The organism is Deinococcus humi (assembly GCF_014201875.1).
Classification (GTDB): domain Bacteria; phylum Deinococcota; class Deinococci; order Deinococcales; family Deinococcaceae; genus Deinococcus; species Deinococcus humi.
Window position 1 is genome coordinate 115157 of sequence record NZ_JACHFL010000008.1, and the last position, 25458, is coordinate 140614.

26 protein-coding genes are annotated in these 25458 nt (G+C 64.7%); 10 read left to right on the plus strand and 16 right to left on the minus strand.

Translation table 11 applies throughout. From position 1 onward, the window contains the following. The first annotated feature begins 135 nt into the window (after positions 1-135). From HNQ08_RS15380 to recA, 3 genes are read left to right on the plus strand one after another with little or no spacing between them, the layout of a single operon-like run. On the plus strand, positions 136-1341 hold the full coding sequence (locus tag HNQ08_RS15380; RefSeq protein ID WP_184133900.1) for a CinA family nicotinamide mononucleotide deamidase-related protein: 1206 nt from the start codon (positions 136-138) through the stop codon (positions 1339-1341). Then, positions 1338-2258 (plus strand): RNA 2',3'-cyclic phosphodiesterase, encoded by a 921-nt coding sequence (gene thpR, locus HNQ08_RS15385; protein WP_184133902.1) that lies wholly within the window; start codon positions 1338-1340, stop codon positions 2256-2258. Before HNQ08_RS15380 ends, thpR begins: the two co-directional genes overlap by 4 nt. Further along, positions 2255-3346 carry a recombinase RecA gene (gene recA / locus HNQ08_RS15390; protein ID WP_184133904.1) on the plus strand — a complete coding sequence of 364 codons (1092 nt, stop codon included), beginning with the start codon at positions 2255-2257 and terminating at the stop codon, positions 3344-3346. The genes thpR and recA overlap by 4 nt, the downstream gene beginning before the upstream one ends. A 246-nt stretch (positions 3347-3592) precedes the next feature. Here recA and era read toward each other — a convergent pair whose 3' ends face one another. Together era and HNQ08_RS15400 are read right to left on the minus strand one after the other, a co-directional pair. After that, positions 3593-4495, minus strand: coding sequence for a GTPase Era (gene era, locus HNQ08_RS15395; protein WP_184134139.1), 903 nt, complete (start codon positions 4493-4495; stop codon positions 3593-3595). Positions 4496-4656: 161 nt separating this feature from the next. Beyond that, the gene (locus HNQ08_RS15400) at positions 4657-5463 is read right to left on the minus strand and encodes an SDR family NAD(P)-dependent oxidoreductase (RefSeq protein ID WP_184133906.1); all 807 of its coding nucleotides are present in this window, start codon (positions 5461-5463) and stop codon (positions 4657-4659) included. Between the two features lie 132 nt (positions 5464-5595). Here HNQ08_RS15400 and HNQ08_RS15405 point away from each other — a divergent pair, with 132 nt between their 5' ends. Further along, positions 5596-6189: a YIP1 family protein gene (locus HNQ08_RS15405; protein WP_184133909.1), complete on the plus strand. Its 594-nt coding sequence runs from the start codon at positions 5596-5598 to the stop codon at positions 6187-6189. Positions 6190-6256: 67 nt separating this feature from the next. Here HNQ08_RS15405 and HNQ08_RS15410 read toward each other — a convergent pair whose 3' ends face one another. The 6 genes from HNQ08_RS15410 to HNQ08_RS15435 form a co-directional block, all read right to left on the minus strand. Continuing rightward, on the minus strand, positions 6257-7081 hold the full coding sequence (locus HNQ08_RS15410) for a transglutaminase family protein (RefSeq protein ID WP_184133912.1): 825 nt from the start codon (positions 7079-7081) through the stop codon (positions 6257-6259). Positions 7082-7179: 98 nt separating this feature from the next. Further along, a complete protein-coding gene (locus HNQ08_RS15415; protein WP_184133914.1) occupies positions 7180-8136 on the minus strand; it encodes an alpha-E domain-containing protein in 957 nt (318 codons plus the stop codon). Continuing rightward, the gene (locus HNQ08_RS15420; RefSeq protein ID WP_184133916.1) at positions 8136-9866 is read right to left on the minus strand and encodes a circularly permuted type 2 ATP-grasp protein; all 1731 of its coding nucleotides are present in this window, start codon (positions 9864-9866) and stop codon (positions 8136-8138) included. Before HNQ08_RS15420 ends, HNQ08_RS15415 begins: the two co-directional genes overlap by 1 nt. Before the next feature lie 154 nt (positions 9867-10020). Further along, positions 10021-11073: a phosphate acyltransferase PlsX gene (plsX, locus tag HNQ08_RS15425; RefSeq protein WP_184133919.1), complete on the minus strand. Its 1053-nt coding sequence runs from the start codon at positions 11071-11073 to the stop codon at positions 10021-10023. Further along, positions 11063-11671, minus strand: a complete 609-nt coding sequence (locus tag HNQ08_RS15430; protein WP_184133921.1) for a LabA-like NYN domain-containing protein — start codon at positions 11669-11671, stop codon at positions 11063-11065. Before HNQ08_RS15430 ends, plsX begins: the two co-directional genes overlap by 11 nt. Before the next feature lie 113 nt (positions 11672-11784). Then, entirely contained in the window at positions 11785-12120 is a 336-nt protein-coding gene (locus HNQ08_RS15435) for a DUF309 domain-containing protein (RefSeq protein WP_184133923.1), read from the minus strand. Between the two features lie 114 nt (positions 12121-12234). Between HNQ08_RS15435 and trxA the strand changes: the two genes are divergently transcribed. Continuing rightward, positions 12235-12594, plus strand: coding sequence for a thioredoxin (gene trxA / locus HNQ08_RS15440; RefSeq protein WP_184133925.1), 360 nt, complete (start codon positions 12235-12237; stop codon positions 12592-12594). Between the two features lie 63 nt (positions 12595-12657). Here the strand turns inward: trxA and HNQ08_RS15445 are convergent, their stop codons facing one another. The 4 genes from HNQ08_RS15445 to HNQ08_RS15460 form a co-directional block, all read right to left on the minus strand. Beyond that, positions 12658-13236: an RBBP9/YdeN family alpha/beta hydrolase gene (locus tag HNQ08_RS15445; protein ID WP_184133927.1), complete on the minus strand. Its 579-nt coding sequence runs from the start codon at positions 13234-13236 to the stop codon at positions 12658-12660. Between the two features lie 110 nt (positions 13237-13346). Beyond that, positions 13347-13667, minus strand: coding sequence for a roadblock/LC7 domain-containing protein (locus HNQ08_RS15450; RefSeq protein WP_184133929.1), 321 nt, complete (start codon positions 13665-13667; stop codon positions 13347-13349). Next, positions 13664-14005 carry a roadblock/LC7 domain-containing protein gene (locus HNQ08_RS15455; protein ID WP_184133931.1) on the minus strand — a complete coding sequence of 114 codons (342 nt, stop codon included), beginning with the start codon at positions 14003-14005 and terminating at the stop codon, positions 13664-13666. Before HNQ08_RS15455 ends, HNQ08_RS15450 begins: the two co-directional genes overlap by 4 nt. Beyond that, on the minus strand, positions 14002-14352 hold the full coding sequence (locus HNQ08_RS15460; protein WP_184133933.1) for a roadblock/LC7 domain-containing protein: 351 nt from the start codon (positions 14350-14352) through the stop codon (positions 14002-14004). Before HNQ08_RS15460 ends, HNQ08_RS15455 begins: the two co-directional genes overlap by 4 nt. A 460-nt stretch (positions 14353-14812) precedes the next feature. On the opposite strand from HNQ08_RS15460, the gene gyrA reads away from it, so the two are divergent. Together gyrA and HNQ08_RS15470 are read left to right on the plus strand one after the other, a co-directional pair. Further along, entirely contained in the window at positions 14813-17248 is a 2436-nt protein-coding gene (gyrA, locus tag HNQ08_RS15465; protein ID WP_184133935.1) for a DNA gyrase subunit A, read from the plus strand. A gap of 405 nt (positions 17249-17653) precedes the next feature. Continuing rightward, positions 17654-18271, plus strand: coding sequence for a helix-turn-helix domain-containing protein (locus HNQ08_RS15470; RefSeq protein WP_184133938.1), 618 nt, complete (start codon positions 17654-17656; stop codon positions 18269-18271). A gap of 178 nt (positions 18272-18449) precedes the next feature. Here HNQ08_RS15470 and sdaAA read toward each other — a convergent pair whose 3' ends face one another. The 3 genes from sdaAA to HNQ08_RS15485 all read right to left on the minus strand — a co-directional run bounded on the left by sdaAA (position 18450) and on the right by HNQ08_RS15485 (position 20704). Continuing rightward, a complete protein-coding gene (gene sdaAA / locus HNQ08_RS15475) occupies positions 18450-19340 on the minus strand; it encodes an L-serine ammonia-lyase, iron-sulfur-dependent, subunit alpha (protein WP_184133940.1) in 891 nt (296 codons plus the stop codon). A gap of 222 nt (positions 19341-19562) precedes the next feature. Continuing rightward, the gene (locus HNQ08_RS15480; RefSeq protein WP_184133943.1) at positions 19563-20324 is read right to left on the minus strand and encodes a pseudouridine synthase; all 762 of its coding nucleotides are present in this window, start codon (positions 20322-20324) and stop codon (positions 19563-19565) included. Continuing rightward, on the minus strand, positions 20321-20704 hold the full coding sequence (locus HNQ08_RS15485; protein ID WP_184133946.1) for a hypothetical protein: 384 nt from the start codon (positions 20702-20704) through the stop codon (positions 20321-20323). The genes HNQ08_RS15480 and HNQ08_RS15485 overlap by 4 nt, the downstream gene beginning before the upstream one ends. 346 nt (positions 20705-21050) lie before the next feature. Between HNQ08_RS15485 and truB the strand changes: the two genes are divergently transcribed. Further along, on the plus strand, positions 21051-21977 hold the full coding sequence (gene truB, locus HNQ08_RS15490; RefSeq protein WP_184133956.1) for a tRNA pseudouridine(55) synthase TruB: 927 nt from the start codon (positions 21051-21053) through the stop codon (positions 21975-21977). A gap of 21 nt (positions 21978-21998) precedes the next feature. On the opposite strand, the gene gatA is transcribed toward truB, so the two are convergent. After that, positions 21999-23462 carry an Asp-tRNA(Asn)/Glu-tRNA(Gln) amidotransferase subunit GatA gene (gatA, locus tag HNQ08_RS15495; protein ID WP_184133965.1) on the minus strand — a complete coding sequence of 488 codons (1464 nt, stop codon included), beginning with the start codon at positions 23460-23462 and terminating at the stop codon, positions 21999-22001. Positions 23463-23829: 367 nt separating this feature from the next. Between gatA and HNQ08_RS15500 the strand changes: the two genes are divergently transcribed. Continuing rightward, complete coding sequence (locus HNQ08_RS15500; RefSeq protein ID WP_184133968.1) at positions 23830-24975, plus strand: PP2C family protein-serine/threonine phosphatase; 1146 nt, start codon at positions 23830-23832, stop codon at positions 24973-24975. A gap of 42 nt (positions 24976-25017) precedes the next feature. Then, complete coding sequence (locus tag HNQ08_RS15505; protein WP_184133970.1) at positions 25018-25395, plus strand: RidA family protein; 378 nt, start codon at positions 25018-25020, stop codon at positions 25393-25395. The last annotated feature ends 63 nt before the right edge of the window (positions 25396-25458 follow it).

Here is a 25458-nt window from a genome sequence, read left to right on the forward strand (position 1 = left end):
CACCACGTCTTCGTCTGTGTGGGGGACAGCGCTGCCCCGTTCCCCGCCCCCGACATACACTCTGGAGATGCTCTTCCTTACCCGCCCAGGACTAGACGTTCGTTTTGCTTTCGCCTATACTTCGTCGGTGTTGTTATGTTGCTAGCAGAAATCATCAGCGTGGGAACGGAGCTGCTGTTCGGCGAGATCGTCGACAGCAACGCTGCCTTCCTGGCGCGCGAACTAGGCGCCCGGGGCGTGATCCTACACCGCAAGACGGTGTTGGGCGACAACTTGGGGCGCGTCAGTGAGGCCGTCAAGGTGGCCCTGTCGCGCGCCGATCTGGTGATTCTGGGCGGCGGGCTGGGACCCACCGACGATGACCTGACCCGCGAATCGATTGCCGACGCGCTGGGTGAGACGCCCGCTGAGGATCCGGCGCTGCTGGCGTGGCTCGAAGGGCTGTACGCCGCCCGTGGGCGCGAGATGCCGCAGATCAACCGCAAACAGACGTGGCTGATTCCCAGCGCCGAGGCTCTGCCCAATCCGGTGGGTACCGCGCCGGGCTGGTTCGTGCGGACGGGCGGCAAGTTTGTCGTGGCGCTGCCGGGCCCACCCCGCGAGATGCAGCGCATGTGGCGCGAGCAGGTGCTGCCGCGACTGCCACTGCCGGATCACGCGCTGGTCTCTACCACCATCCACACCCAGGGCATCGGCGAGAGCAATGTGGCCGAGCTGCTGGCCGGGCTGACCCAGAAGGCCAATCCAAGTGTCGGCACCTACGCCCGCAAGACCGGGGTGGACGTGCGCGTGGCCGCCAGCGCCGGGACTGAAGCGGAGGCACGCGCGCTGCTGGCCCCAGTGTTGGAAACGGTGCGCGCCGCCCTCTCGCGCTGGACCTGGGGTGAGGACGCGCAGACGCTGGCCGGAGCGCTGGGCACGGCGCTCTCGGGCCGCAGCCTGGGCGTGATCGAAGCCGGCAGCGCGGGTGGACTGTGCAGCTTGCTGGCCGACGAGCCGGGCTTTCTGGACGCTGCCGTGACCCAGGACCACGCCCGCCTGATCACCCTGGGCCTGACCCCCGTGACCCTGCGCGACGCCGGGCTGGTCAGCGAGGCGGCCGCGCTGGAACTGGCCGCCGGGGCCCGCGAACACCTAGGCGCGGACGTGGGACTGGCGGTGGTGGTGGGTGTGACGGGCGAGCACGCAGGACAGGCGTACGCCGCCATCGAGAACGAGAAAGGGCGCAAGGCTGTGGGCATCAACTGGCCTGGCGACGCCGCGCAGGTCCGGGAGCGGGCCGCCGTGACCGCTCTGGCGCTGGCGTACCGGGCGTTGCGGGCGGGGGGTGAACTGTCATGAAGGTCCGGAAATCGCAGTCCAAACCGAAGCCCCAGAAGACGGGAGGGTCCGATCTGGACGCCGCGCTGAAGATCAGGTTGGAGGGCGAATTGCCTACCCCTCCCGTTCAGACAGTCAAACCTACGGTTCAGCCCCGTCAGAGCAAGGACGCGAAGCCCGCCGCGCCCCACAGGGCCCAGCCGCAGAAAGCCTCGGCGGACTTCAAGAACCGCCAGGACAACCGTTCCACGCAAGGTCGCCGGGGGACACCCACCTCTGAAGAGCACACCCCCACCACCGGACGTTTCTTCTACGCCCTGAAAGTGCCTGCCAGCATCACCGGGCCGCTCGCCGAGGCGCAGCGCAAACTCAAGAGCAACTGGCGCACCACCACGCGCGAGCAGATGCATGTCACGCTGTGTTACCTGCCGTCCGTGCCGCTGGCCCGCGTGGCCGAACTCAAGGCGCTGGGCGCCCGCCTGACGGAAGATCTGGGACCGATGGACGTCAAGTTGCGCGGGACTGGCTACTTTCCCAACGAGGGCAGTCCACGGGTGTGGTTCGTCAAGGTGGAGGCCGAGGGGCTGGACGAACTGGCGGCCGCGCTGCGCGCTGGAGTCCAGGGGCTGGGCTTGGAGACCGAGGACACGAGCTTTAAGGCCCACATCACCCTGGCCCGGCGGAAAGGCCCCGCGCCGCGCGTGCCGCCGCTGACATTCGATCTGGGCTGGACGGCGGGCGGGGCAACCCTGCAGCGCTCGCACCTCCAGAAGACGGGACCGGTGTACGAGCAGGTCAGCACCTTTCGTTTTCAAGCTGGGAACCAGCCCGCCGCACCACCGGGTACAGGACCTGAAACTTCTCCTCACGGAGCCGACAACCACACAGATCATTCGCCCTCTTCCATAGAGTCGCCAGAGACACAGGAGCCCATATGAGCAAGGACAACCCCAAAGAAATCACCGCCGCCCCTACCGACAACAAGGAGCGCCTGAAAGCTATCGAAACGGCCATGAGCCAGATCGAGAAGGCCTTCGGCAAGGGCAGCATCATGAAGCTGGGTGCCGAGAGCAAGCTCGACGTTCAGGTGGTGTCCACCGGCAGCCTGTCGCTGGACCTCGCGCTGGGCGTGGGGGGGATTCCACGCGGGCGCGTAACCGAGATCTACGGCCCGGAATCCGGCGGGAAGACCACGCTGGCTCTGAGCATCGTCGCGCAGGCGCAGAAGGCGGGCGGGACGTGCGCGTTCATTGACGCTGAACACGCCCTGGACCCGGTGTACGCCCGCGCCCTGGGCGTCAGCACCGATGAATTGCTGGTGTCGCAGCCCGACAACGGCGAACAGGCGCTGGAAATCATGGAACTGCTGGTCCGCAGCGGCGCCATTGACGTGGTGGTGGTGGACAGCGTGGCTGCCCTGACCCCCCGCGCCGAGATTGAGGGCGAGATGGGCGACAGCCTGCCTGGCCTGCAGGCCAGATTGATGAGCCAGGCGCTGCGCAAGCTGACCGCCATCCTGTCCAAGACCGGTACCGCTGCCATCTTCATCAACCAGGTGCGCGAGAAGATCGGCGTGATGTACGGCAATCCCGAGACCACCACCGGGGGCCGCGCGCTCAAGTTCTATTCCAGCGTGCGTCTGGACGTCCGCAAGATCGGTCAGCCCATCAAGGTGGGCAACGACGCCGTGGCAAACACGGTCAAGGTCAAAACCGTCAAGAACAAGGTGGCCGCGCCCTTCAAGGAAGTGGAGCTGGCACTGGTCTACGGCAAGGGCTTCGATCAGCTGTCCGATCTGGTGGGCCTGGCCGCCGACATGGACATCATCAAGAAGGCCGGCAGCTTCTACAGCTACGGTGACGAGCGCATCGGCCAGGGCAAGGAAAAGGCGATTGCCTACATCGCCGAGCGCCCCGCCATGGAGCAGGAGATCCGTGACCGCGTGATGGCGAGCATCAAGAGCGGCGGCGCCTCCGAGAAGATGGCGCCCCCCGTTGAGGACAGAATTACCGCACTGGCAGAATAAGCTAGAGAACGACAAGGATGCCCCGGCCTGATTAAAGCTGGGGCGTCCTTGTTGTGCCCCCTGTCAGCTCTCTGTGGTGAAGGTGACATGAGCCAGGGTTGTTATTAGGCCACCAAGTTCGGTGGGCCTGTCACTGCTGCGCAGAGGCGAGTAACTCCCGTTACCGTTGTGCGCCGCAAGGGCAATCAAGAACCTCTGCCGGATGGAGATGGGCAGAGGTTGAAGTCGTTGAACTGGGCTCAGGCTTTATTCGTACCCAAGCTCCCGGAGTGCTTCGGGGTCCTCACGCCAGCCGTTGATCACGATGACCTCCAGGCCCAGGAAGACTTTGCGGTTGAGGAAAATTTCCAGCTGCTTGCGGGCCGCCTGGCCGATCTCGCGCAGCTGCTTGCCGCCGGCACCTATCACCATGCCTTTATGGGCATTCTTCTCCACGACGATCTCGCCCTCGATGCGTTGCAGGCCATCCTCGCGCTCGGTCCAGCGGTTGACGCGCGTGGCCACCGCATAGGGCAGTTCGTCGCGCAGCTTCTTCATGGCTTCCTCGCGGATGATCTCGGCAGCCCACATCTCGCGGGTCTGGTCGCTGGCGGCGCCGCGTGGGTAGAAGAAGGGGTTTTCGGGCAGCGCGTCCAAAATCTGCTCGCGCAGGGTCGCCACAGCCTCGGGCTGGTTCTGGGCGCTAAGCATGGATTCCTGAGTCTGGGCCGTGCGGCCCTCCAGCAGGGCGCGGTACAGCTTCATGGCCTCTTCCGGGTACTTGGACACGTCCAGCTTGTTGCCGATCAGGAACAGCGGCTTGGGCAGATCGCGCACCTGCCGGGCCACCAGCCCGTCCTCCTCGCCGGGCGGGTGACGGAGGTCCACCACCCACAGAATCGCGTCCACATCACTCAGGGCGCTGTGGACCTCGTGGTTCATGTATTTGCCCAGCGCGTCCTTGGCCTTGTGGAGGCCGGGCGTGTCCACGAAGACGATCTGGTGCGTGTCGGTGGTGAAGATGCCGCGCACGCCGCGCCGGGTGGTCTGCGGGCGTGGGCTGGTGGGGGCGACCTTGGTGTTCAGAAAGGCGTTGAGCAGCGTGCTCTTGCCCACGTTGGGCTTGCCGACAATCGCCACGAAGCCGGAGCGGGTCTGGTCACCGTCCATTTCAGTCCTGGCCCTGTCGGCGTAGGGGGAGGTGGCATCGTGCGAGGAACCCTGCGTTGCGCCGGGCGCGTCCTCGATCGGATCGGGTGGAAAGAAGGAATCAGTCATCGGCCGCATTGTCTCACGCCGAGGCAGGGGCAAAAGGAAGGAGGGCAGCCACGCTAGGCCTCACGCCGGGCCTGCACGCCCGCGATAATCCGCGCGGCGACAGCGCGGGGCAGCATCCGGAACGCCGAAACCTGCATCCTGTTAGCGACACCGGCCACAGCCACGCCCTGCCCGCGCAACATGGCGTCCACCCCAATCCGGGCCACCGTCTCCACGTCCAGCACCGCCAGTCGGGTCAGACCGGACATCAACCGGCTCTCGTTCAGGGTGGCCACGTCCTGAAAACCGGTGTCCACCGGGCCAGGGCACAGCGCCGTGACGCTCAGGCCAGTGCCGCGCAGTTCCTCGTTGACCGCCTCGCTGAAGGAGAGCACGTAGGCCTTGGTTGCGTAGTACACCGCCATCAGCGGGCCAGGAATAAAGCCTGCGGTGCTGGCGACGTTCAGCACCCGGCCCCGCCCGCGCTCCAGCATGGGCGGCAGAAAACGGCGCGTCAGATCGGTCAGGATAGTGACGTTCACGGCGATCATCTCGTTGATCTCGTTGGGGTCCTGTTGGAAAAACTCGCTGAAGCCTCCAAAGCCAGCGTTGTTGACCAGCAGGTCCACCTGAAGGCCGCGCGCCCCGACCTCGTCTTCCAGCCGCTGACCAGCCTCGGGGTGGGACAGATCGGCGGCGATGACGTCAGCACGGACTCCATGCTGACGCGAGAGTTCGTCGGCCAGTGCACGCAACTTGCCCTCACTGCGGGCCACCAGAATCAAGTTGGCGCCGTATGCCGCGAGTTGCCGGGCAATGCCCTTGCCGATGCCGCTGCTGGCTCCAGTGACCAGAGCGGTGGAAGTCCGTTGAGCCGTCATGCGGCGAGTTTAGAGTGCAGGAGTCAGGTAAACCGCGCTCTTAGACAGGGATGCATAGCAGTCACAAAACCAGGTGAAGTATTAAGGTTTGATGAAAGCAACGAACATGACAGTCCGCGCGTACTGTAGGGCATGAGAGGCCCTGTCACTTCCGGCCCTGAAGTCAATCTTCAGGATATGTTCGCACAGAGTACCGCTGTGATCACCCAGCCGAGCGTGGCGACGTTCGAGCGCTATGAGAAACGCGGCAGCATTCAGAGCGCCTTTATCTACGTGATGGTGGCCGCTGTCGTCTCCGCCCTGATCGCCGCCTTATTCTCGTTCTTCCACTCGGACGTGACCTTCTTCGGGCAGCTGTTCTCGCGCCTGATCACTATCCCCGTGCAGTTCCTGATCTTTACCGGTGCCGTCTACCTGATCGGAGGCAGCCTGTTCAAGGGCACCGGCACCTATGCGGAAGTCGCCTACACCTTCGCGCTGTTCTTCGTGCCGCTAAGCATCATCGGAACCATCATCGGGATCATTCCGATTCTGGGCTGGCTGGTGTCCTTCCTGATCAGCCTGGTCATGATCTACTTCGGCTACCTGGCCGTGCAGAGCAGCATGAACCTGCGTGAACAGGTGCCCGCGATTGCCACGCTGGTGCTGGCGGGCATTGCCAATTTCGCGGTGGGGGCGGTGCTGGGCGGCCTGTTCTTGGTGGGCCGGATCGCCTCTGGCGGCTAGCAGCGTTCAGACCAAAAACGGGGTGAGGTCGTGATGACCTCGCCCCGCCGTCTTGAATAGGGCCCTTCTACTGATCGCCGTAGACGTGTACCGCCACGTCCAACTTGCCCTGCCCGCCGCCAAAGTACGTGCCACGCACCGGAGACACGTCGCTGTATTCGCGCCCGTGGCCGATCTTGATGTGCTTCTCCAGAGCCAGGCAGTCGTTGGTGGGATCATAGCCAAGCCAGCCGTAGCCGGGAATCAGGCATTCCACCCAGGCGTGGGTGGCTTCCGCACCACGCATCTCGCCGCCGCTGTACAGGTAGCCGCTGACGTAGCGGGCTGGAATCCCCAGTTGACGGGTGATGCCCAGCATGGCGTGCGTGAAATCCTGGCACACGCCGTGACCGGTCTGCGCAAACTCGGCCAGCGGAGTGCGGACATCGGTGGCACTGGGATCGTACGTGAAGCGGCGGCGCAGGTGGCTGGTCAGGTCTAGCAGAAAGCCGGGCAGGTCGTCGCCAGGGCCAGGGCGGGCCACACCGAACAGCTCCGGCCACTGGCCGCCCGGCACGCGCGGGCTGGGCACCAGAAATTCAATGTTGCGCCCTCGCTCTGGCCGCAGTTCGCTGAAGGGAATCGGGACGGGCAGCGTGACGGCGTGGGTGTCCACGATGGCCTGCGCCTCGATGATCAGGTGGCGGTGATGTTCGTGGACGTGAACGTGGTGGACGATGGCCCCGAAGTAATCCTTGTGCGAGGTGATCTCGGCGTCGGGCGTCACGTTCAGGTGGAACAGCCGCACGCTCTGGCGCGTCTCGTTAGAGGGGTGCAGGCGGACCTGGTTGAAGGAGTCCCAGGCGGGTCTGGGATAGTGGTACTCGGTGGTGTGCCGGATTTCGCAACGCATAAGTGGGGGAACCCTCTAGCGGTTCTGCCGGGCAGTCTGACATGCCCTGGCAGGGCGCGTACAGCGCGGAGCAGACGAATTCGCGGCCAGGATCACCCTCATTCCTGCTCGAAGTAGGCCAAGGTGATCGCCGCGCCCACCCTGTTGAAGTCTTCGAGCAGCGTCTCGATCCCAGGGTTTTCCCGCTCGATGATGTCGGTGACATGGGCGTACTGCAACCGGGCCACCAGCCAGCGCGACAGGCGCAGGATTTCTGGGTAGGCGCCGGGGTGAAAGCGGTCGATCTGCTCTAGCGCGTCGTTCAGGTTCACGGCGCTGTAGCGCACGCTGCGCGGGAAGTAGTCGTCGAGCAACAGGAATTCGGTGACGCGCATGGGCGTGATGCCGGTCTGCACGCGCTTGCGGTAGGCCTCGTTGGCGCTGGCCCCCTTCAGGGTACTGACCCAGCGCTGGTCTTGCAGGGCGCGTCCCGCCGGATCGTTACGGGCGGCCAGGGCGTCTGCGTCCTTGAAGCGGCTTTGCAGCACGCGCAGGGTATTGTCGCCGCGCTCCAGCGTCTGCCCCGCGCGCAGGAAGGACCAACCCTCGTCGCGCGGCAGGGTGGCAAACGCGATGCCGAAGAAGAACTGCGAGGCGTCCCTCGCCGCAGTGCAGTACTCGAACAGGCCGTCACGGTCCAGCACGTCGCCGTTCTCAAAACACAGCGTCAGATACGAGCGGTTGAGCGTCTCCCACATCTCGCTGGGGATGCGGTCACGCAGGCCACGGGCGTTCTCGCGGGCGCGGGCCAGACTGCTGGCAATGCTCGACGGGTTGTCGCGGTCAAAGGCCATCCACGAGCTGACGCTGCGGGCATCCAGGCGACCATACTTGGCACGCAGTTGCGCCTCGCCGCCGGTCAGTTCCAGCAGCGGCGTCCAATATTCACGGGCGCGGCCCGAGACCTCCAGACCCGCGTAATAGTTGACGTTCAGCAATCGGGCAGTATTTTCCGCGCGTTCCATGTAGCGTCCGATCCAGAACAGGTTCTCGGCCAGGCGGGATAAAAGCAGCATCAGTTCTCCCCTTCCAGCTCATTTTTCTCCAGCTCCTGCTGGTACGACTTCTGAGCCTGCGACTGCGAACTGCCGCCAGTTTGCCCCTGCGACTGGCGCTGGGTGTTCTCGTCGGCCTGCGTCTCCTGAGTCTCTCCGGCGGGCGTGACCTCGGGTTCCGGCATGACCTCCAGCACCACGTCGTCGGGCACAGGCAGGTCGATAGGCACCGTACCGAATCCTCCCTGGAACTGCGTCTGGGACTGGCCCTGCAGGTCACCGTGCATGATCTGGCTCAGGCCCTGCGGAGCCACCGGGCCGTCGTGGTCCAGCACCCAGGTGTCCTTGCTGCCGCCCCCCTGCGAGGAATTGACCACCAGGCTACCGCGGCGCAACGCGACACGCGTCAGGCCCCCCGGCACGATGGTGACCTCGTCCTTGCCGCACAGGATGTACGGGCGCAGGTCGATATGCGCGCCCTCGAAGTTGCCGCTGTCCGGGTAGAACGTCGGGTGGCGCGACAGGCCCACCACCGGCTGCCCGATAAAGTCGCGCGGGTTGGCCCTGACCTTGGCCACGAATTCGGCCACTTCCTCCTCGGTCGCCGAGGGGCCGATCAGCATGCCGTAGCCCCCGGCCTCCCCCACCGCCTTGATCACCATACTGGCGGCGTTGGCGACGATGTGTTCCAGATGGTCGGGATCGGTGCCCAGGAAGGTGGGAACGTTGTTCAGGATCGGATCCTCGTTCAGGTAGTACCGGATCATGTCGGGGACGTAGGCATACACGGCCTTGTCGTCGGCAACCCCGGTGCCCACCGCGTTGGCGATGGCGACGCGGCCCTGACGGTAGACCTCGATCAGCCCGGACACGCCCAGCGCGCTGTCGCGGCGGAAGGCCAGTGGATCGATAAAGTCGTCGTCGATGCGGCGGTAGATCACGTCCACCTGCTGGCGTCCCCCGGTGGTCCGCATCCAGACCCGGCCCCCGTCCACGAACAGGTCACGGCCCTCGACGAGTTCCACCCCCATCTGCTGCGCGAGGTAAGCGTGCTCGAAGTAGGCGCTGTTGTACATGCCGGGGGTGAGCACCACCACCGTGCCGTTGTCGCGTGGGCTGACCGACTGCAGGAGCGAGAGCAGCGAGGTGGCGTAATGCTGCACCGAACGCACGCCCTGGCCCTCGAACATCCTGGGGTAGATCCGGCGCATGGCGTCTCGGTTGGACAGCAGGTAGGACACGCCGCTGGGCGAGCGCAGGTTGTCCTCCAGCACCAGATACTCGCCTTTCTCGTCGCGGATCAGGTCTGTGCCGACGATGTGGGTATACAGCTTGCCCGGCGGCATGACCCCGTGGACCTCGCGCCGGAAGTGAGCGGAGGTGTAGACCAGTTCGCTGGGAATGACGCCGTCGTTCAGAATCTGCGCGTCGCCGTAGATGTCGTTCAGAAAGTGGTTCAGTGCCCCCACGCGTTGGGTCAGGCCCGCCTCGACGTGTGCCCACTCGGAGGCCGGGATAATGCGCGGCACCGGATCAAAGGGAAAGGTCCGCTCGGTGCCCTTGGAGTCGCCGTAGACGGTAAAGGTGATGCCCTGGTTGCGGAAGGCCAGATCCAGCATGCCGTGTCGCCGTTGGAATTCGGGAACGCCCAGCAGGTCGATGTACTGCTCCAGACCCTGATAGTGCGGCCGAACCCGCCCGTCCGCCGTGTACATCTCGTCAAAAAAGCTGTCGCCTGGCTCATATTTCACGCGCCCTGCCCCCCTTGTGAATACCCGCAGCATAGCGGGTGGGCACCGAAGAGCAAGGCAGTGTGGCTAGGTAAACCCCTTAGAAACAGGGGGAATATACCGACGCAGACGTGAAATGGGTGCTCCCGGAGATGAGCCAGCGCGCGTCGCCGTCTTACCTGGCCACGGGGGCTGAGATCCCCTGCTCCCCGAAAGCCGCTTCCAGGCGCGGCAGCAGCCTGCCCTCATAGGCGCGGGCGGCGCGCAGCAGGGCATTCTTGACGGCGGTGGCATCGGCGCTGCCGTGACCGATAAAGGCCAGTCCCTTCACGCCGATCAGGATGCTGGCCCCGTAGGTGCTGGGGTCCATGCGCTCGGCCAGGCCGCGGAGCGAACCGCGCGCCAGCAGGCCGCCCAGCCTGCTCTTCAGGCCGCTGTTGAGGGCGTCCTTGATCCAGCCGAACATCACCTTGGCCTCGCCCTCAGCCAGCTTGAGCACCACGTTGCCGGTAAAGCCATCGGTGACGACGATATCGGTGGTGCCCAGGAAGATGTCGCGGCCCTCCACATTGCCGTGGAAATTGATCCCCTGGCCGTGCAGCCCGCGCAGCAGAGCGTGCGCCTCGAGCACCAGCGCGCTGCCCTTGTGATCCTCCTCGCCGATGGATAGCAGGCCCACTGTGGGGTTTTCCTGGTCTTCCAGCACCTTCAGGTATACGGTGGCCAGCCTGGCCCACTGGGCAAAGTAGCTGGCCTTGACGTCCGCGTTGGCTCCCGCGTCCAGCAGCGTGGTCATGCCGCCGCGAGCAGGCAGGTGGGTCAGGATGGCCGGACGCTCGACCCCCCTGATCCGCCCGAAGGTCAGCAGCGCCGAGGCCATCGTCGCGCCGCTGTGGCCCATGCTGACGGCGGCGGCCGCCTGACCCTCCTTGACCAGCCGAGTGCACACGTTGATGCTGGCGCCGGTGCGGCTCCTCACGTCACTGGCATGCTCGTCCATGCCAATCACGTCACTGGCGTCCACAATCTCAATCGGCAGGGCCGCGCTGCCCTGAAACTTGCCCAGCTCGGCGTGCAAGGCGACGCGTTCGCCCACCAGCAGGACGCTGACCCCGGCCCGCGCCGCCCGAACCGCGCCTTCCACGTTTGGCGCCGCGCCGCTGTCCCCGCCCGCCGCATCCAGCGCGATGGGCAGGCTGGCAATGGGGGAACGAGTCTCAGCGCTCATCGTGGTCGGCCAGCGCGGCGGTCAGATAGAAGGGACGGGTTTCGGCCGCCCTGGTTTCCGGTCCGCGCTGCTCGCTGGGCAGGCGGTAGCCGGGGCGCTCGATCTGGGAGCGCAGGTCACCCAGGTCCACGTACAGGTCGGCGGCGTTGCGGAGCTCGTAACTGGTCATCTCGGGAATACTGGCGACGATCACCCGCTTGCCGCGCGCGCGCAGCACCTCCACCGGGCGCTCGAAATCCCCGTCGCCGGTCAGCAGCACGGCGGTGTCGTAAAGCTCTGTGGTGGTCAGCAAGTCGGTGACGATCTCGATGTCCAGGCTGGCGCGGCGGGAGGAATCACCGTGCTCGTCGGTGCTCTCGCGCAGCGGACGGGTGCGGACGGTGTAGCCCATGTAGGTCAGCGCATCGGTGAAGCGGCGCTGCTTATCGTCGGTGGGCATGGGCACCGCGGTGTAATAAAAAGCGTTGTAGAGGGTGCCATGCGCGGCGAAATGGTCCAGAATCTTGCGGTGGTCGAAATTCCAGCCCAGCCGCTTGGCCGCCGCGTAAACATTGGCTCCATCAATAAAAAGTGCAATTCGTGGTGTCTGTTCCATCATCATTTCTCCCGATCCATGGTGTGCTGCCGCCCGGCGCTGTTGCCACCGGATCGTGGCAGGATAGCGGACCTGGAGCGCCGCTCTCAATGAACAACATCCAACCAGCAGGGTTTTCAAGGGACGCGTGGAAGCTGGGGCAGGACGTCCGGGGTATGCAGGGCGTCCCAGACCTCGGCGCGCAGCCGGTCCAGCTGAACGCCGCCGTATTCATCGGGCAGGGTATCGAGATACTTCACGGCCTTGTGAAAGTTGCGGTGGGTCAGGCTGCCGTAGTGCCAGCGCCGGTGCAGGGCCGCCGCCAGCAGAATCAGGGCCTGTAGGAAGGCGCGATCCTGGCCCGCTGCCGTCAGCCACGGCCCCTCCCAGGCCTCGTGGGCGTGCCACCACCGGCCCTGGTTGAACAGGGCCGCACCTTCCTCGAACGCCTGCTGATCGGCGGCTGAGAACATGCCCTACCCTAGCGTGCCTGAACGTGGGCCGCGCCACCACGAATGAATAACGCCTTAGCACCTGCCCATGCCCGACAAATCCATCTTGACGTCAGGAGGCGTATAGTTTTCCTCATGAAGCCTTTGGAACTGACCGACTCTAACTTTAATAACGAAATCGCCAGCGGACTGACCCTGGTGGATTTCTGGGCCCCCTGGTGTGGCCCCTGCCGTATCATCGCCCCCGTGATCGAGGAACTGGCCGGACAGTACGAGGGCCGCGTCAAGATCGGCAAGGTCAACGTGGACGAGAACCCCGTGACCCAGGGCCAGTACCGTGTGATGAGCATTCCCACGCTGATCCTGTTCAAGGACGGCCAGCCGGTGGAGGGCGTGGTGGGCGCGCAGCCCAAGCGGGCCTTTGAAACCCTGCTGGACAAGCACATCGGCACCGCTGGGCAGGCGGCCAGCGGCAACGTCGTCAGCGCCAACTGAAGTCCACATTCAAGCGAAAGCCACCCCAGTTGCGGGTGGCTTTTTCTGGTCCTGGGAATCAGATCAGAACCGGACGACAGCGGGCGGGGTCCAGGCGTGCAGGGCCTCGCTGAGCAGAATCTCGCCGTCCGGCCAGTCGCCGTGTCCGCTGTCCACGTTGAGGTGCCCCGACTCACCCGCAGAGACGGCGGCAGCGCCCCAGGCCTCGGCCAGGAGCTCAGCGCGTTCCGGGGTGCAGTACGGATCGTTCTCGCTATAGACGAGCAGCGCAGGGAAGGGCAGCTCTTCCAGGGGGAGCGGGGCCAGCGCCAGAAGTTCGGGATGCAGCTCGGCCATGCCCGCTTGCTCCGGATCGGCGGGGGCCACCAGCAACGCCCCACGCACCCGGTCCCGGTCCTCCCCGCCGGACAGGCGCGCCCAGTGGGCCACCGTCGCCACCCCTGCCGAGTGCGCCACCAGCACGAGTTCCCCCGGTGTGGCCCCAATGACCTCGTGCAAGCGGGCAGCCCAGACTTCGGGCACCGGGTTTTCTGGATCATCCTGCCGCACGCGCTCGGCACCGAACTTATGCTGCCACAGCGTCTGCCAGTGCTGCGGGCCGCTGTCGCCCAGGCCAGGCACGATGATCAGGGTGGGGGTCATGCGGAAAAGAGTAGCAGGCGCGCAGGAACCTGTGAGCGCCATTTCACAGCCGAAAGCCCAGCGGGTGACCGGGGCTTGCAGAACTGGCGGAGTCGATCATAGGCGCACGGTCAGGCCAGCCCCAGCAACTTCCTAACTGCGAAACGCACGCGGCCCAGATTGGACACGTCGTCGAAGGCGGTCAGCAGCACCTGATCGCCGTGGGGGGTCAGCAGCACCGGGCCGCTGTCCACGTCCAGGACCATCTCCTGCCATGAGTCGCTGTTCATCTGACTCTGCAGGCTGCCGATCACCGCACGGCCAGCAGCCACCAAGCCCACGTCGCCGTTGAGCTGCCCGTCCTCAATGCCCACCTGGGCAATGACCTCTCCCGTGTGGCCAACCAGCAGGGCATGCCGGACCCCGCGCACATCCATCAGCGCGGCGATCACGAGCGGTCCACGCGTGGCAGGCTGTCGACTTCCAGCGCCAGCTTCGCCAGGGCCTGCTGGGCACTGCGGGTGTCGCTGCTGCGGACCAGCGCCGCGCCCATCATCCAGTCGCCCACCGCCAGCGCCACCACCTCAATCCGGTCACTGGTGAAGCCCAGGCGGGTGACCTCGCCGGAGCCCAGGCGGCGGCCCATGCGGTCCAGACTGGTCCGCAGCGAGGCCAGTTCGGCGGCCAGCACCTCGCCGCCGTCGCCATTGGACTCGATGGACAGGCCATCAGGACCGACCAGGGCACTGGCGATCACCCCAGGAATGTTGGTCAGGGCATCAAGTTTCACAGCGTCCCCTCCAGCTTGCGGGCAGCCTCACGACCATACAGGCGGGCCTGACCCAGATTGCTGCGGGCGTCCAGGGCAAGCAGCAGAAAGTAGTCGGTGCGGATGGGCTGCAGGTACACGCTCAGGCGTTCGCCGCGCAGGTACATCTCGCGGGGTTGTCCGGCATTCAGGGTCTGCATGTAGGCGTTTGCGGACGCCTGAAGCAGTCCGGCGTGTTCGGCGATCAGGAGGTTGAGGTCCGTGTCGGTGATGGCGTGGCCCTCGATCAGCAGGCCGTCAAGCCCACCGATGGCCGCGGCCCACGCGCCGTCCACGTCTTTGACCAGTTGGGTGAGGTGAGCAAGCATTCTGCGCCCATGATAGAAATTTTCCCTTTCAAATCATGCACAAGATCCGCCTCAAAAGTGAGAAACGTCAGGTCTGAAGAAGTGGGTCCGTGAGGTATGCCTTCGGTGGGTTCACACGAGTAAGCACATTCGCAACCCCCCAGCCCTGAAAGGACGGGCCGCGGAAAAGTTCAGGTTGCTTGCCAGACAGAGATGCACCGGCGAAGGTCAGTGGCATTCCGGAAACGGGGACGTGAGCAGGGAATGTCTGGGTGCCCGATACGTCTGCAGCAAGGCGAATCACCGTCTTTGCCGACATTTTCGGGTACAATAAGGGCATTGAGGGAAGCCCTTCGGTGGAGCGATTTTCATTACGCATATGACATAATGTGCTAGAATCGTTTCACTCCTGGCAGCCGCGCCAGGCCTCCATCACCCCCTACATTGCCGGGCGGTTTGAACCCGCCCCGACTGGAGCCACATGACTGGAATTCATCCTGTTGACATCACCAGCGAAGTCAAGACCAATTTTATCAATTACGCCATGAACGTGATCGTGGACCGTGCGTTGCCCGACGTGCGCGACGGCCTCAAGCCGGTGCAGCGACGGATCATGTACGCCATGATGCTCGAGGGCCTGTACTCCAACCAGAAGCACGCCAAGTCCGCTTCTGTGGTGGGCGAGGTCATGAAGAAGTACCACCCACACGGCGACTCCAGCATCTATGATGCGATGGTGCGCCTCGGTCAGTGGTGGAACATCCGCTACCCTCTGGTCCATCCACAGGGCAACTTCGGCAGCATTGACGGTGACCCGCCTGCCGCCATGCGCTACACCGAGGCCCGCATGACCAAGGTGGCCGAGGAAGTCTTGGCGGACCTCGAAAAAGAGACGGTGGACAACAAGCCCAACTACGACGAAACCACCGTCGAACCCAGCGTGCTGCCCTCGGCAGTGCCCAATCTGCTGATTAACGGCGCCACCGGCATTGCCGTAGGCATGGCCACCAACATCCCGCCCCACAACCTGACCGAGATCAGCAACGGCCTGCTGGCGATGATCGACAAGCCGGAGATCACCCTGGACGAGATGATGGAACACGTTCAGGGTCCTGACTTCCCCACCGGGGGCCGCATCAGCAAGACGGGCATCCGTGAGGCCTACGCCACTGGACACGCCGGGCTGAAGGTGCGCGGCAAGGCCCGTATCGAGGAAAAGAACGGGCGCAACCAGATCATCATTTCCGAGATTCCGTATCAGGTGAACAAGACCAACCTGATCCAGACCATCTCGGCAATGTACAAGGCGGGCAAGATTCCCGATATTTCCGCCCTGCGCGACGAATCGGACCGCAAGGACCCGGTGCGGATCGTGGTGGAACTCAAGCGCGGCGCGATTCCCACCCTGGTGCTCAATCAGCTTTACAAATACACCCAACTCCAGGGCACGTTCACGGTCATCAACCTGAGCATCGTGAATGGCGAGCCGCGCGTGCTGCCGCTGGTGGACACCATGCGCTACTTCCTGACCCACCGTCAGGACGTGGTGACGCGCCGCACCGCCTACGACCTGAAGAAGGCCGAGGAACGCGCTCACATCCTGGAAGGGCTGCTCAAGGCGCTGGACGACATTGATGAAGTGATTGCCCGCATCCGCGCCAGCAACACCAGCGCCGAGGCGCGTGACGCCCTGATGCAACGCTTCACGCTGTCTGAGATCCAGGCGCAGGCGATTCTGGATATGCGCCTGCAGCGCCTAGTGGGGCTGGAACGCGAGAAGATCCAGGCCGAGTATGACGAGCTGAGCGTGACCATCGCGCGCCTGCGCTCCATCCTGGGTGACGAGAAACTGCTGTGGCGTGAAATCAAGAAGGAAATTCGCGACGTCCGTGACCGTTACGGCGACGAGCGGCGCAGCACCATCTCCATCCTGGAAGACGACATCTCCAAGGAAGACCTGATCGCCGTCGAGGACATGGTGATCACCATGACCAAGGCCGGCTACCTGAAGCGCACCAATCTGACCTCATACCGTGAGCAGAAGCGCGGCGGGCGTGGGTCCTCCGGCGGCAAGCTCCGCGAGGAGGACATCAACACCCGGGTCTTTGTGGGCAGCACGCACGACTTCCTGCTGTTCTTCACCGACCAGGGCCGCGTTTTCCACGAGAAGATCTACGACCTGCCGGAAGCGGGGCGCGACGCCAAGGGCACGCACATCCGCAACCTGCTGCCCGGCCTGCGCGACGACGAGAACATCGCCAGCGTGCTGAGCGTGAAGAGCTTTGAGGAGAGAGGCTGCTTTATCTTCGCCACCCGCAAGGGCGTGGTCAAGAAGACCATGATCACCGACTACGGCAATATTACCTCTGCGGGACTAATCGCCATCAACCTCCAGAGCGACGACGAGTTGATTGGCGTGGGTATTGTGCAGGACGACGATCACGTGGTGCTGGCGACGCGCAACGGCAAGGCCATGCGCTTCCAGAGCGCTGAAGTCCGTGACACCGGACGCGCCACTCAGGGCGTGATTGGCATCCGCCTGCGCGAGGGCGAGGACGACGCGGTGGTCAGCATGGCCCTCGTTCCGGGCGGTGACGACACCAGCGAACTGCTCTCCGTCAGCGAGTGCGGTCTGGGCAAGCGGACCCCGGTGGGCGACTACCCGGCCAAGGGACGCGGCGGCATGGGCGTGATCACGCTGGACGTGACCGATAAGACTGGCCGGCTGGTCACGCTGGCGCGCGTTGCGGGCGACGAGGAGCTGATGGTCCTGACCGAGAAGGGCACAGTCATCCGCACCCGTGTGGAAGAAGTGCGCGTCACCGGACGCAACGCCCAGGGTGTCAAGGTCATCAACATCGGCGACAAGGACAGCGTGATTAGCGCCTTCCCGATCCGCCGCGAGGACGAGGTCTGATTCGACAACCGTTTGACCTTGAGAGTTAACTCCCAATTTACAGAGAAGGAATAGAACAGGCGTCCGGAGCACAGGCTTCGGGCGCTGTCTTCACTACCAGCTCCTGATTATGGTGAGTAAAGATTCGTTCAGGTCACGTAAGTACGCCACCTAGCGGACTTCTTTAATTTCCAAAGAAAAACCGCAGATGAACTGGGAGTGAGAGTTCATAGAGGACTGCGATCGGTGGTTTTGGCGTTCAGAGCGAGTCTTCCAGAGATCAGGTCCACGGCAGTGTTTGTCAGCTAAATGCTGTTTAAAGAAACAAAAGTGTTTACAAAATTGTAGAGATAGGTTACACTGTAAGCACGTCGGGAATGGCCCCGACCTCCCTATCTCCCCAGACCGCCTCAGGAGGCGACCACAATGACCCAGACCCAACTGAACTCCGCTGCCCGCACCTTCGTCGACACTGTGACCTACCGCCCCGGCGCTGTGATCCTGTATCCCGGCAAGAGCGACATGCTGTACCGCGTTGCTAGTGGGCTGGTGCGCGTCCATACCATGGACGATGACGGCAACGGCCTGACCCTGCGCTACGTCAAACCTGGTGAGTACTTCGGCGAGGAAGCTCTGGCCGGCGTGAACCGGGCATACTTCGCAGAGGCGGTGACTGACAGCAGCATTGACGTGATCAACCCCGCCTTGATGAGCGCCGAGGATAACCTGGTCGTGACCACCCATCTGGTCAAGACGCTGGAACGCGCTTACGAGAGCATCTACCGCCTGGTGGGCAAGCGCTTGCGCGCCCGGATCGCTGGCGAGCTGCTGGAGCTGAAGGACACCGCCCTGGCCACCCAGACGGAGAACGGCGAGACCATGATCTACGCCACCCATGACGAACTGGCCGCCGCTGTCGGCAGCGTGCGCGAGACCGTCACCAAGGTGGTGGGCGAGCTGAGCCGCGAGGGCGTGATCAGCGCGGGTTACGGCAAGATCACCCTGAAGAACGAGAAGGCTCTAGCGACTATCGCCGCTGCATAAGCTTTCTAACAGTAGCGCCGCTCCGGAGATCTCCGGAGCGGCGTTTTCTTATTCCTCAGCCGTTGACCCGATGGTCCAGGCGACATAGCACGCGACACCTCGGAGGTGCGCTGGCCCTTCCGATTCTCGAAATAGAAAAGCTCTCTCCGTAGGGAAAGGGCCAGATGTGAGGTCACTGTCAGGCCATCGGCAATTCGATCATCCCCGTTCCGCCCTCTTCGCTCTTCCCCTCCATTCTTGCTGTCACGGCCAGCCCGGTGGGTGTCTGTGCCAGCCCCCCTTCTGCCGTTTCGCGCAGTTCGGCGGGCATCATGCGGCCTACAGAGGCCATGGCCCCCAGGACCTCGTCAGGGGGAATAAACGATTCCAGTTGCGCCAACGCCAGCTGCGCCGCGCTGACGGCATGGACGGCGTAGAAGGCATTTCGGCTGACGCAGGGCACCTCCACGTAGCCGCCCACCGGATCACAGACCAGACCAATGGTGTTCATCAGGGCCATGCTGGCCGCCTGAACGGCGGCGCGGGGCGTGCCTCCCAGCAATTCGACAACAGCGGCAGCAGCCATGGCGGCACTGGAGCCGATCTCGGCCTGACAGCCGCCCGCCGCGCCGGAAATGAACATCCGCTTGCTGATAGCCTTGCCCACGCCAGCGGCCAGAATCATGGGATCGACCAGTCTGTCGTCGGAGATGCCCAGGTGGTCGGCCACGCCCAGGAGCGCGCCGGGAATGGTCCCCGCACTGCCCGCCGTGGGCGCGGCGACAATGCGGCCCATGCGCGCATTCTCCTCGTTGACGGCCATAGCGTAAGCCTGCACGCGACGGATCAGGGGAGCATTCAGGGCGTCCGGCGCTTCCCATAGGCCCTTAGCGTTCCAGCCCACCATGCCGGTGATGCTTTTGGCACTGCTGTTCAGCCCGCGCTCAATGCTGTCGCGCATTTCGCGGATGCGCCGTGCCATCTCATCGCGGATATCCTGCGGCTCCAGCCCGGTCTCCTGACAGTCGCGCTCCAGCACCCAGGCTGAGGCAGGAGCAGGTGCATTCATCAGGGCTTCAAGGGTCGTCATGGCGTCCACCTCCAAGGCGGCAAAAGGCGAGGCGGCGTTGAGAAAAGCGTTCAGGACAGTCTAACGCGCGGGGCGAAGTCCTCTAGGCATCTGCACCACTTTCGTCCGGCCTCCAGAGACAGGTGTGAACAACCGATCCCCACCCGTGAAGCTAGCCCAGACGGGGCCCCCTGATCCGCCAAGAGCGTCTGCGGGCGCCACTAACGATGTCGGCCTCTACCTCTACCCCCAGCGCCGCTCCATCAGGTCCCACTTGGCCTCCCAGATCTGTGCCGGAATGGTGTCCGGATTCAGCAGCCCATGCAGGTCACGTTCGTTCAGCTCAGCGTATTCGCCCACATCCAGATTGCCGAGCCAGTACCCACCCACGCGGTAGCGCATCAGGCGGCCCACCGGGTGGCCGATAGCCTCCAGCATGCGGCGCACCTGACGCTTGCGCCCCTCGCCCAGCGTGATAAATGCGCCGTCAGTCGCAGGCGTGGCGCTAATCGCAGTGGCCAGACCGTCTTCCAGCATCACACCTTTCAGCAGTTGATCCAACTCAGCCTGCGTCGGCGGCGCGTCGCCATGCGTCCATGCGCGGTAGGCCTTTTCGTGGCCGTAGCGCGGGTGGGTTAGGGTCAGCGTGAGGCCGCCGTCGGTGGTCAGCAGCAGCAGCCCCTCGGAATCCCGGTCCAGCCGCCCGATGGGATGCAGGCCGGGAACGTTCGGCATGGCGTCGAGCACGTTCTTCCGCCCGTACTCGTCGCTGGCAGTGGTCACGTAGCCGCGCGGCTTGTACAGGGCGTAGGTGATTTTTTGCACCGCCCCCGTATCCAGCAACTGCCCATCGAGCCGAATGTCGTCGGCATCCGTGACCGTCTGGCCCAGGGAAGCCACCACACCGTTGACCTGAACCCGCCCCGCCCTGATCAGCTCCTCTGCGGCGCGGCGCGAGGCCACCCCGGCGCGGGCCAGCCGCTTTTGCAGTCTCTCGGCGCTCATTGCTCCACCTTAACGGGCGCGCGGAGTCGGGAGGGGGCCGAGAGAATGGCAGCCACCGCCAGCAGCAACAAGATGCCCGACAACACCAGCATCAACGTCTTGACAGCTGGGGGCAGAGCGTCGCTGCGGAGGGCAGCGGGGAGCAGCGCCGCCACGGTCAGCAGGTTGCCCCCCACCAGCCCACCGACTTTGACCCGGTCCGGCCCAAAGCCTGCGGCCACCTGAAAGGCGCCCCAGGCCAGCACCAACCCGCCCGACACACGCGGCAGCCACAACGGTGAAACGCCCAGTGTCCCCGCCAGCGAGGACGGCAGAAAGTACAACAGCAGCCCCAGCGGAATGAACAGCAGGGCGGTCAACCAGAACGAGGCACGCAGCACGCCCGGTAGTGTAAGGGGTCAGGGACGGTGAAGCCGGGGCGCCAGGACTCAAATTTCTCTGTACCAGCATGACGTGTGACAAGCAGGAACTCTTTGCCCAGTCCGATTTCGCGCCATAGACGCATGAGGCGCTCCTGGGCCAGATGAACCGCGAGTGCGACAGAGATTCAACTGGAACGCTGCGACAAGCCCGGGAGCGGCCCATACACCCATCCCTCCGCCGGAACCTGGGAGGGTGTGGAGGGCAAGCCGGACTCCGGCACGGTACCAACCGATGGTCAGCCGATGGCGGCGCAAGAAATGGGCAGCGTAGTCCCACTCATTCCCACGCTCTACCATCTGCCGCATGCCCGTGATTGCCGTCGACAAACCGCTGCATCTGACCTCGCACGACGTGGTGAACCGCGCCCGCCGTGCCCGCAAGACCAAACGGGTGGGCCACACCGGCACCCTGGACCCGCTGGCGACGGGAGTGCTGGTGCTGGCCGTGGACGACAGCACCAAGGTGGTGCAGTTCATGGAGGCTGACAGCAAGGACTACCTGGCCTGGATCAGTCTGGGCGCGGGCACGCCGACGCTGGACGCCGAGGGCCCATTGAACGAAACGGTGGAGGTTACAGCACTGGACGCCAACGAAATCCGGGGCGTGCTGAGCCAATTCACTGGCCCCCAGAAACAGGTTCCCCCCCAGTACAGCGCCATCCAGGTGGGCGGGCAGCGGGCCTACGCGGTGGCACGGGCCGGGGGTGAGCTGGCGTTGCCCGCACGCGACGTGACGATTCACTCGCTGGAGTTGCTAGGTGTTTACCCCTGCGTCCAGGCTGCGCCACGGACCTTTGATCCGCAGGGCTGGAATCCCGCCGAGACGGGGCTGATCTTCACCCTGCCGGAGGCGCTCGGAGAGTTTCCCACCCTGCTCCTGCGCGCCAGTGTAGGCAGCGGCACCTATCTGCGCTCGCTGGCGCGGGATGTGGGCGCAGCCCTGGGTTTGCCTGCCCACCTGTCGGGGCTGGTGCGGACGCGCGTGGGCCGTTACAGCCTCGCCGACGCGGTCCGGCTGGAGGACCTGGAAACGGCTTTCGGCCTGAGTGACCTGGACGCGCTGGACTTTCCACACATTGAGGCCGACGGGCAGCTCGCCCGGGAACTGCGCCAGGGCAAGCGCCCCCAGCGTCCCGAAGTGGGACGGCATGTGGTGACCCTGGGCGGCGAGCTGGTGGCCGTGGTGGACGGTGACGGCGAGCGGTTGAAGGTGGTGCGGGCCTGGGCGTGACAGGGCAGCTTGCCCTCAGCCCTAATGGGCCGGTGCCAGTTCCGCCCGCACCGCTCCGATACCTTCCAATCCGCCCGCAATCCTGACCAGCAACTCGTCTTGCAATGCGGGGGCAATCAATTGAATGCCCACGGGCAAACGCTTGCCGTCCACCTCCTCAAACCCGGCGGGGACGCTCAGGGCAGGCAGGCCCGCAAGATTGACGGCCACAGTGTCCACGTCGGCGGCGTACATGGTCAACGGATCGTCCATCTTCTCGCCCAGGCGGAAGGCTGGAAAAGGGCTGGTGGGTGTGACTAGGACATCGAATTGTCCGAAGGCGGCGCTGAACTCATTGGCAATCAACCTTCGCACGCGAGTGGCCTTGCTGTAATAGGCATCGTAGTAGCCGCTGCTCAGAGCGTAGGTGCCGATCATGATCCGGCGCTGGACTTCGCGCCCAAAGCCGCGCTCACGGGTTCGGGTCATGCTGCCCAGCACGTCGCCGCCCGGTTCCCGGGTGCCATAGACCATGCCGTCGTAGCGGGCCAGGTTGCTGCTGGCCTCGGGCATGGAGATCAGGTAATAGGTGGCGATGGCGTGCTTCAGGGCGGGCAGGCTGACCTCACCCACGCTGGCGCCCGCACCGCGCAGGGCGTCCAGTGTGGTGTTCAGGACGGCGCTGACCCCTGCCGTGTTGCCACCCAGACTTTCCGTGATCACGCCCACACGCAGACCGCGTAGGGCTTCAGGGGTCCCAGCAGCGAAGGCGGGCGGCGCGTCCACGCTGGTGGCGTCGCGCGAGTCATGTCCGGCGATGACGTTCATGATCAGCGCCAGATCGGCGGCGCGGCGGGTCAGGGGGCCAATCTGATCCAGGCTGCTGGCATGGGCCACCAGACCGTAGCGGCTGACCCGCCCGTAGGTGGGTTTCAGGCCGTACACGCCGCACAGCGCAGCCGGCTGACGTACCGAGCCACCCGTATCGCTGCCCAGACTGACGGAGGTCAGGCCCGCCGCCACCACCGCCGCGCTGCCGCTGCTGGTGCCCCCTGTGACCCGCGCCCTGTCCCAGGGATTCAGAGTTGGACCATAAGCGCTGCTCTCGCCAGAGCTGCCCATGGCAAATTCATCCATGTTGGCCTTGCCCACCACCACCGCGCCCGCCGAGAGGAGGCGTTGCACCGCGGTGGCGGTGTACGGACTGACATAGTGTTCCAACATCCGGCTTCCGCAGGTGGTGCGCGTGCCCGTCAGGTTGAGGTTGTCCTTGATGATGACCGGCAACCCGGCCAGAGGAAGAACCTCACCCCCATCCAGACGAGCCTGCACCGCTGCCGCCTGCTCCCCGGCCTGATCGTTCAGGCTGATCAGCGCGTTCAGATCGTTCACCGCCCCGGCGCGGGCACGGGCTGCATCCAGCAGAGTGGCGGGCGTGGTTTCACGGGCCTGTACCGCACGGACGAGTTCGGCGGCAGACGGCGGGTCAGTGGACGGGAGCGACATACCGCGTCAGTGTAGCGGGGGCACGCACGGAAACGGCATCTCCAGCAATGTTGAAATAGTTGGCGCTGGGTTATCAACTGTCTCTGGGCTCCATACTGTGGTCGCTTTGGATCGGTGCAGCGAGACGATGGATCGTCGTCCTCTCGCCTGCTGCAATCCTCACCCACCGATACTCCGCCCCTATGCTGGCGCGTCTGTCCTTTACCTTTACCCACTGTCATAGGTTCCAGAGCAGCATTTGGACCTTTTCTACGTGTCAGTCGATAAATTTGAGGCCACCATCCTGTACACCTGTAGCCTGGCGTCCCCGATCAAAGATGAGATGTTTTATAGAGTTGCGTAAGTGCGGCTGACATATAGTGTGAGCATGCAGGCTGCGGGAGCGCCGAATTGGTCATTTGGCCTGCTGACGGACGTGGGTCGTCAGCGCCAGGGCGGCGTGAATCAGGACGCCGCCCTGGCGCTCAACCTGCCGCATGGCGGCCTGTTCGCGGTGGCCGACGGGATGGGGGGACACGCAGCAGGAGAGCTGGCTGCCAACCTGGCACTGGACGCCCTGAGCCAGCACTATCTGACCCGGCGGTCCCCGCCGCCCATGCGGCTGGCCGAGGCTGTGCAGGACGCCAATGTCGCGGTTTTGCGGCATGCCGTGGGCGAATACGTGGGCATGGGCACCACCCTGATTGCCGCGCTGATCGACCGCGGCGCGCTGCTGATCGCCCATGTGGGCGATTCCCGCGCCTATCTGCTGCGCGACGGCGAACTGTTCCGCCTGACCGAGGACCACTCCTGGGTCAGCGAGCAGGTCCGGCTGGGCCACCTGACCGAGGAAGAGGCCAGGGAGCATCAGTGGCGCAGCGTGGTCAGCAACGCGCTGGGCGGCGAGGAGCGCGTGCGGCTGGAACTGTTCGGCCTGCGGCTCCGGGCCGGAGACCGGGTGCTGCTATGCAGCGACGGGCTGAGCAGCGTGATCAAGGACATAGAGCTGCTGAAACTGCTGGCCCGCCCCCTGGACCCGGATGCCACGGCCCGCTGCCTGGTCGACGCCGCCAACGACGCGGGCGGTCCGGACAACATTACGGTCCTGGTGATCGATGTCCATCAGGACCTGAAGCTACCCGCCTACGATCTGCCCTCCGCCCAACACGGAGGGCCAGATTACGTGGACGTGCTGCTCGGCACGCAGCGGGGCAGCAGCTTGATCACCTACCTGCTGCTGCTGATCGCCTACCTCACGCTGCTGGGCGTCATGCTGATGCCCGCCCATCGTCCGGCACTGGGTGTCCTCGGCACCGCCCTGCTGGTGGGCATTCTGCTGTTCCAGCGACTGGGTCTGGTGCGCCGCGCCAACAGACCGCTGACTGCGCCGAGCGCCATTCTGGCGATGGCTGGGCCGCGCCTGACGTCAACTGCCACCGCCCCGCAGCTCACTCCTGCTCCGAATGCGGATGAGGCAGGCCGGACCGGGCGAGTGCTGAAAGCCGGCACCAGACAGGACCGTGGAAGAACCTGATGATGTGCGGCTCCCTGATCTGTGGGCAGGTATGCTCTGGGCATGAAAGACAAGGTACAGACCGCCGACGCCCCCGCCGCCATCGGCCCCTATAGCCAGGCTATTGTTTTCGGCAATCTGGTGGTCACCAGCGGCCAGATTCCACTGACGCCGGACGGTCAGCTGGTAGAGGGCGGAATCACCGAGCAGACCGAACAGGTCATGCAGAACCTGCGCGCCGTCCTGGGCGCAGCGGGCACCGATCTGGACCGCGTGGTCAAGACGACCGTGTTTCTGGCCGACATGAATGAGTTCGCCGACATGAACGCCGTTTACGAACGTCACTTTCCCGCCCCGGCCCCGGCCCGCAGCACCGTGCAGGTGGCCCGCCTTCCACGCGACGTGCGGGTGGAGATTGAGGTGCTGGCCGAGTTGCACTGAAGCCTCAACCGCCCGGAAAAGCGGCGCCCTGACTTTGGCCTTCTGTCTCCTGGCACTCAGGGC